The sequence below is a fragment of the Micromonospora sp. NPDC051296 genome (assembly GCF_040682255.1).
Lineage (GTDB): Bacteria > Actinomycetota > Actinomycetes > Mycobacteriales > Micromonosporaceae > Micromonospora > Micromonospora craterilacus.
The window spans coordinates 1-5,978 of record NZ_JBFBAO010000402.1 but is presented as its reverse complement, the minus strand read 5'-3'; the positions used below and the strand labels follow the sequence as shown (position 1 = coordinate 5,978).

Below are 5,978 nucleotides of genomic sequence, written 5' to 3'. Positions count from 1 at the left end.
TGGACGGGTGGGCCACCGGTGGCGAGCACGGCGGTGAACAGCACGGCGGCGCAGGACAGCACCGCCACCCACCCGAGCACCGGGGTCCGGGCCGAGCCCTGGCCGAGTCGGGTCACCGCGGCGGCGAGCCGGGGCAGCAGTCGCTGGTCCAACTGCCGCAGCAGATCGCCGGCGCGCACGGGCGAACCCCCTCGTCGGATCGGTCGGGACGGGCAGGGCGCGTCAGTCGCGGAGGATGTCCAGCGCGCGTCCCAGGTCGTCAGGGTAGTCGCTGACGAAGCGGACCTCGTCCCCCGTACGGGGGTGCTGGAAGCTCAACTCTCTGGCGTGCAACCACTGGCGGTCCAGTTTGAGCCGGGCGGCGAGCGTCGGATCCGCGCCGTACGTGAGGTCACCCACGCACGGGTGCCGCAGGGTGGAGAAGTGCACCCGGATCTGGTGGGTACGACCGGTCTCCAGCCGCACGTCGACCAGGCTCGCCGAGGGAAACGCCTCGATGGTGTCGTAGTGGGTGATGCTGGGCTTCCCGCCGGAGACCACCGCCCACCGGTAGTCGTGATGGGGGTGCCGGTCGATCGGGGCGTCGATGGTGCCGCTCAGCGGGTCCAGGTGGCCCTGCACCACGGCGTGGTACCGCTTCTCCACCTCGCGGTACTTGAAGGCCCGTTTCAGGACGCTGTACGCCTGCTCGCTCTTGGCCACCACCATGATCCCGGTGGTGCCCACGTCGAGCCGATGCACCACTCCCTGGCGCTCGGCGGCGCCACTGGTGGCGATGGTGTGCCCGATCGCGGCCAACCCGCCGATCACGGTCGGGCCGGTCCAGCCCGGGCTGGGATGCGCGGCCACCCCGACCGGCTTGTCGACCACCACGATGTCGTCGTCGGCGTAGACCACTTGGAGCCCGGGCACCGCCTGGGGCACCACCATCGGTGCCGCGGCCGGTGCGGGCAGCGTCACCTCCAGCCAGGCACCCGCCCGGACCTTGTGCGAATTGGGCCGGACCGCACCGTCGACCAACGCCTCACCGGCGTCGACGAGGGCGGCGGCCGCCGTGCGGGATAGGCCGAACAGCCGGGCCACGGCCTGGTCCAGCCGCATCCCGTCGAGACCGTCCGGCACGGGCAGGCTGCGGTGGTCGCCGCCGGCGGCGAAGGTGGCCATCACGCGCGCTCCCGCCGCCCACCGCCGGTGGCGCCGTCCTCGGCCGCCGCGCCGTCCTCGGCCGTGGCACCCTCCTTGGCCGCGGTGCCCGGGCGGTCCTCGCCGGCGGCCCGGGTGCCGTCCCGCTGACGGCCGGTGAACTCCAGCGCGACGGCGAGCAGCACACCGCAGACCAGGGCGCTGTCCGCGACGTTGAACACCGGAAAGACCCGACCGTACGGGTCGAAGACGCTGACCATGTCCACCACGTGCCCGACGAACCAGCCCGGGGCCCGGAAGATCCGGTCGATCAGGTTGCCCATCACGCCGCCGACCACCAGGCCGAGCGAGATCGCCCACGGCACCGAGCGCAGCGTACGCGTCATCCAGGCGATCCAGCTCAGCACACCGATCGCGATCACCGGGAAGATGAAGGTGTAGTCCTTGCCGATGCTCCACGCGGCGCCGCTGTTGCGGGTCAGCGTCAGATAGACGGCCCCGCCCAGCAGCCGCACCGGCTCACGGTCGCTCAGCTCGACCAGAGCCAGGTGCTTGGTGATCACGTCGAACGTAACAGCGAACGCCGCAAGGCAGAGCAGGATCGTGACCGGCCGGCGCCGCGACTTCGTGGCGGTGCCCGACTCGGCGGTGCCGGATCCAGCGGGCGGTGCTGCGCTCATCTGCTCCCCATCGACAATCGCGGCGGTGCCGTCGCACCGCCGCGTACGGGTGCCAGGGAGCGTGCCTCAGCGCCGCTCCGCCAGCTGCTTGCAGGTCACGCAGAGGGTGGCCGACGGGAAGGCGGCCAGCCGCTCCACCGGGATGGGGTTGCCGCACCGCTCGCACCAGCCGTAACCACCCTCGTCGAGACGCTCCAACGCGCGCTCGACCTGCGTGATCCGTTCCAGAATGCTGTTGGCGAGAGAGATCTCCTGCTCCCGCTCGAACGTCTTGGTGCCGGTGTCGGCCTGGTCGTCCCCGGCCGAGTCGGTCAGGCGGTCGCGCTGCAGCTCGGTGATCTCGCTCAGCGTCTGATCGTACTCGGCTCGCAACTCGTCATGCCGCGCCGCCAGCGCGGCCCGGATCTTCTCGGTCTCCGCGGCACTGCGGGTGGACTTCGCCGCCGGCTTGCGGCCTGCGGTCCTGGTGTCGGCTGGCTTGGCCATCGTCGCTCCCTCGGCCACGGAGCCGCGGTGAGTCCGCGGCGCCTGGACTGGGGCCGCCAACATCGGCCGCCCCGGGTACAAAACGGGCGCGCGGCCACGAGGCCGCGCACTCCGGAGGTTGGCAAGGATACGGAACGTACAGGCGTCCGACAACGTGCCGCACCGGAGCACCCAATCCGCCCCGATTCATGCCATATCGGGGCAAATGGAAACCCTAGCAGATCAGGCCCGACGGTCCGGCGTACTCGGCCAAGGTCTCCGGTCCGATCCCGACGTCGGCGTCGTCAGCCGGTCGACTCGGCCCCGTCGCGCAACCGGCTCAGCCTGCTGGCGAGTTCCGGGCCGGCGGAGGCGACCAGGAAGAGTTTGTCCCGGCTGGCCGCGCCGGTACGCAGCGACACGGTGGTCGGCCGGACGCCGAGGGCACCGGCCAGGGCACGCCGGGCGGCCTCGGTGGCCCGCCCGTCGACCGCCGGAGCATTGACCGCGATCACCAGCGCCGGCCCGTGCGGGCCGTCGAACCGACCACCCACCCGGGCCCGGGACGCCCCCGGTTTCACCCGCACGGCGACGGTGAGCGCATCGTCCATGGCGGGTCGGCTCAGCGCCGTCCGGATTCCGACAACAGGGTGGTGTCCGGCGCGCAGTGCGCACAGGGGGTGAATCCGAGCTCGACCGCCTCGGCGACCGGCAGCGGCTCGTGCTCCCGCCCGACCAGGTGCGGGCAATCGACGAGGTGGTAGCGCGGTCGCCCGTCGACCACCCGGACCTCGTCCGCGAGGCGGGCCACCCGGGCCGCCTGCTCCGGGGTGATCTCCTGGGCTGCGGGCTCGTCGTCGTACCCGTCGGCGTCGTCACCGGCGTCAACCGGCCGCCGCCGGTCCGCCACCGGCGAGCCGGGTGGTTGCCGCCACCCGGAATCGCCGGTGTTCACGTTCGATGGGATGTGTTGCGCCGGGATGCCCTCGCCGCCGGTGGCCGGAGCCGCCGCGCCGGAGGTGTCCCACGGCTGGCGCCCGGGTGACCCGCGGTGCCCCGAGGCCCGGCCGGCGGCCGCCTGGCGGGCGCCCGCGACCAGCGCGACGGCGGCCAGCAGGCTGGCGGCGATGGAGACGACCAGCAGGGGGCTGGACCCTCCGGCCAGGCCGAGCACCAGCAGGACCACCGCGACGAGGATGAGCGCGAGACTGATGACTATCACGGCTCACCCCCGCCGCGTCGTACCGATGAGGCAGGGCGGGCGACCGCAGTGCTGACGACGGTCACCGACCCGGTGGTTCAGCGGCCGGCCTCGAGCGCGCCGGAGCGACCGCCGCCGCCGCCGCCGTAGGAACCGGCGAGGCCAGCGGCGGCCAGCCCGTTACCGGCGGCCCGGGTGCCGTCCCCGCGGGTCATCTCGGCCTCCAGGCCCTGGCCGCGACCGTCGAGGTCACGCAGCTGGCTCTCCAGGTACGCCTTGAGCCGGGTGCGGTACTCCCGCTCGAACTGCTTGAGTTCCTCGATGTGCTTCTGCAGCGCGGTGCGCTTGGCGTCCAGGCCGCCCATGGCCTCCTGGTGCCGCTGCCGGGCGTCGCGCTCAAGCGCGTCGGCCTTGGCCCGCGCCTCGCGGGTGACCTCCTCGGCCTTCGAGCGGGCCTCGGAGAGCAGCTGGTCGGCCTCGCGGCGGGCGTCGGAGACGTGGTCGTCCGCCGTCCGCTGGGCCATCATCAGCACCCGCAGCGCCTGCTGCTCGCCGTCGGGGCCGGTCACCGCGCCGCCACCGGCGGCCCGGACCTGCTCCAACTCGGCCTGCATGGCGCGGGCGGCCTGCTCGGCGGCGGCCTTGTCGCGCTGCACCCGGTCGAGCTGGGCCTTGACGTCGTTGAGCTCGGCCGCCAGGCGAGCGTCGCCGCCCGGGCCGGCGGGGGCGCCGCCCCGCCCTCCGCGCTCCACCTGGGCGCGCAGTTCGTTGTTCTCCTCGATCAGACGGGCGAGTTCGCGCTCGACCTCGTCCAGGAAGGCGTCGACCTCCTCCTCGTCGTAGCCCCGCTTGCCGATCGGCGGCTTCTTGAAGGCGACGTTGTGGACGTCGGCCGGGGTCAGCGGCATCGAAACTCCTCGGGTCAGTTGCGGCCGCGATAGCGCGTCGGTCATCAGGCGGTCCTGATGATCGCCGGCTCTAACACAAACCTCATCAGCACGAACAGGATAACCAGGAGCACAAGGGAGGCCAGGTCGATGCTCACGGTACCAATTCGCAGCGGAGGGATCACACGCCTCAACGCCCAGAGCGGGGGATCAGTGACGCTCCACACGGATTCCAGTCCGGCCGATGCCCCGCGACCGGGCTGCCAGCGCCGTCCGTACTGCAAAACCGCGCTAAGTACGAAACGGGCCAGAAGAACGATAAGGAAGACATACGTGATCAGGTAGAGGACCTGAAGCAAGATCGACAACACGGCAGGCGACGTCCCTCGGGTCGGGCGGGTCAACTTAGGCTGAAGAACCCGCCCTCGGCAATCTTGGCCTTGTCCTCCGCGGTGACCTGGACATTGGCCGGTGAGAGCAGGAACACCCGGTTGGTCACGCGCTCGATCGTACCGCGCAGCCCGAACGCCAAGCCGGCGGCGAAGTCCACCAGACGGCGGGCATCCGCCTCGTCCATCTCGGTGAGGTTGATGATCACGGGAACCCCGTCCCGGAAGTGCTCGCCGATGGTGCGGGCCTCGCGGTAGGTGGTCGGGTGCAGCGTGGTGATCTGGTAGCGCTGCTCCTCCTCGGGCACCACCGCGCGCTCGCGGGGCTGCACCTGCGGCGCCAGGGCGAGATTGTCCCGGCTGTGGTAGGTCAGCGCGCCCGAGGGCTCACCGGTCGACCGGGTGATCGACCGGACGCTGGACCGCTCGACCCGCTCCGGGCGCTCGGACTCCAGCCGCTCGGACTCACTCAGTCGGCCACCGGACCGCTCGCTCAGCCGGCCACGGTCACCCAGCCGGGGACGAGGCGCGGGCGGCTCCTCCGCCTCGTCCTCGTCGTCGGCGAACTCCTCGGCGTACCGGCTCTGCCGGTAGCGCGAATCGCGGTAGCCACCCTTGTCGTAGCCACCGTCGTCATAGGCCCGCTCGTCGTCCTCTTCGACCAGTCCGAGCCAGACCCCCGCCTTGCGCAGTGCACCCATCCCCGCGCCCTTCCCGTCCGCCGTGCGGCACACGCCCCCGCCGTGTCGCCCTGTCGCGAGTGGACCATTACTGCCCACCGGACCGGAACGGCAATCCCCCGACGTGCAATTCGCGTTGCACGCCACGCCCCCCGGTCGCCGGGAAGGCCGTTCCCACAAACAACACTGATGTAATTTGCTTCTCTCGCGGTCAGGCTACCGCAGCGTGGGACGCATTCCGAGCAACGCGCTGCCAACGCGGACATGTGTCGCGCCGTGACCGATCGCCGCCTCCAGGTCACCGCTCATGCCCGCCGACAGAGCCGTGGCCCCCGGATGGTCCGACCGGAACGCCGCGGCGACCGCCGCCAGCCGGTCGAACGCGCGCTCCGGCTCCCAGCCGAGGGGTGCCACGGCCATCAGACCGGCCAGCCGCAACCCCGGCGCGGCGGCCACCGCGGCGGCGACCGGGCCGAGGCCGACGTCCGGATCGGCCGAGTCCGGCACCGTCCCGCCCCGCGCCGGGTCGGCGT

9 protein-coding genes are annotated in these 5,978 nt (G+C 72.2%); all 9 read right to left on the bottom strand.

The features are described 5' to 3' along the window. Positions 1-222 precede the first annotated feature (222 nt). Entirely contained in the window at positions 223-1,167 is a 945-nt protein-coding gene (locus AB0M52_RS29190; protein WP_363960361.1) for an RluA family pseudouridine synthase, read from the bottom strand. Continuing rightward, positions 1,164-1,823 (bottom strand): signal peptidase II, encoded by a 660-nt coding sequence (locus tag AB0M52_RS29185; RefSeq protein ID WP_363960358.1) that lies wholly within the window; start codon positions 1,821-1,823, stop codon positions 1,164-1,166. The genes AB0M52_RS29190 and AB0M52_RS29185 overlap by 4 nt, the downstream gene beginning before the upstream one ends. 66 nt (positions 1,824-1,889) lie before the next feature. Beyond that, complete coding sequence (locus AB0M52_RS29180) at positions 1,890-2,309, bottom strand: TraR/DksA C4-type zinc finger protein (RefSeq protein WP_363960355.1); 420 nt, start codon at positions 2,307-2,309, stop codon at positions 1,890-1,892. Between the two features lie 284 nt (positions 2,310-2,593). Next, complete coding sequence (locus AB0M52_RS29175) at positions 2,594-2,899, bottom strand: DUF167 domain-containing protein (protein WP_363960353.1); 306 nt, start codon at positions 2,897-2,899, stop codon at positions 2,594-2,596. Between the two features lie 11 nt (positions 2,900-2,910). Beyond that, positions 2,911-3,510 carry a hypothetical protein gene (locus tag AB0M52_RS29170; RefSeq protein WP_363960351.1) on the bottom strand — a complete coding sequence of 200 codons (600 nt, stop codon included), beginning with the start codon at positions 3,508-3,510 and terminating at the stop codon, positions 2,911-2,913. A gap of 77 nt (positions 3,511-3,587) precedes the next feature. Then, on the bottom strand, positions 3,588-4,397 hold the full coding sequence (locus AB0M52_RS29165) for a DivIVA domain-containing protein (RefSeq protein WP_363960350.1): 810 nt from the start codon (positions 4,395-4,397) through the stop codon (positions 3,588-3,590). 44 nt (positions 4,398-4,441) lie between these two features. Next, positions 4,442-4,747 (bottom strand): YggT family protein, encoded by a 306-nt coding sequence (locus AB0M52_RS29160; protein WP_111212523.1) that lies wholly within the window; start codon positions 4,745-4,747, stop codon positions 4,442-4,444. A gap of 29 nt (positions 4,748-4,776) precedes the next feature. Beyond that, positions 4,777-5,466, bottom strand: coding sequence for a cell division protein SepF (gene sepF, locus AB0M52_RS29155; RefSeq protein ID WP_363960348.1), 690 nt, complete (start codon positions 5,464-5,466; stop codon positions 4,777-4,779). Positions 5,467-5,661: 195 nt separating this feature from the next. Further along, positions 5,662-5,978, bottom strand: a 317-nt coding sequence (locus AB0M52_RS29150) for an alanine racemase (protein WP_363960345.1), incomplete at its 5' end; no start/stop codon positions are given.

Bases quoted from the DNA above. Each gene is read 5' to 3' on its own strand.
- AB0M52_RS29185 (WP_363960358.1), bottom strand. From the start codon at position 1,823: ATGAGCGCAGCACCGCCCGCTGGATCCGGCACCGCCGAGTCGGGCACC.
- AB0M52_RS29180 (WP_363960355.1), bottom strand. From the start codon at position 2,309: ATGGCCAAGCCAGCCGACACCAGGACCGCAGGCCGCAAGCCGGCGGCG.
- AB0M52_RS29175 (WP_363960353.1), bottom strand. From the start codon at position 2,899: ATGGACGATGCGCTCACCGTCGCCGTGCGGGTGAAACCGGGGGCGTCC.
- AB0M52_RS29165 (WP_363960350.1), bottom strand. From the start codon at position 4,397: ATGCCGCTGACCCCGGCCGACGTCCACAACGTCGCCTTCAAGAAGCCG.
- sepF (WP_363960348.1), bottom strand. From the start codon at position 5,466: ATGGGTGCACTGCGCAAGGCGGGGGTCTGGCTCGGACTGGTCGAAGAG.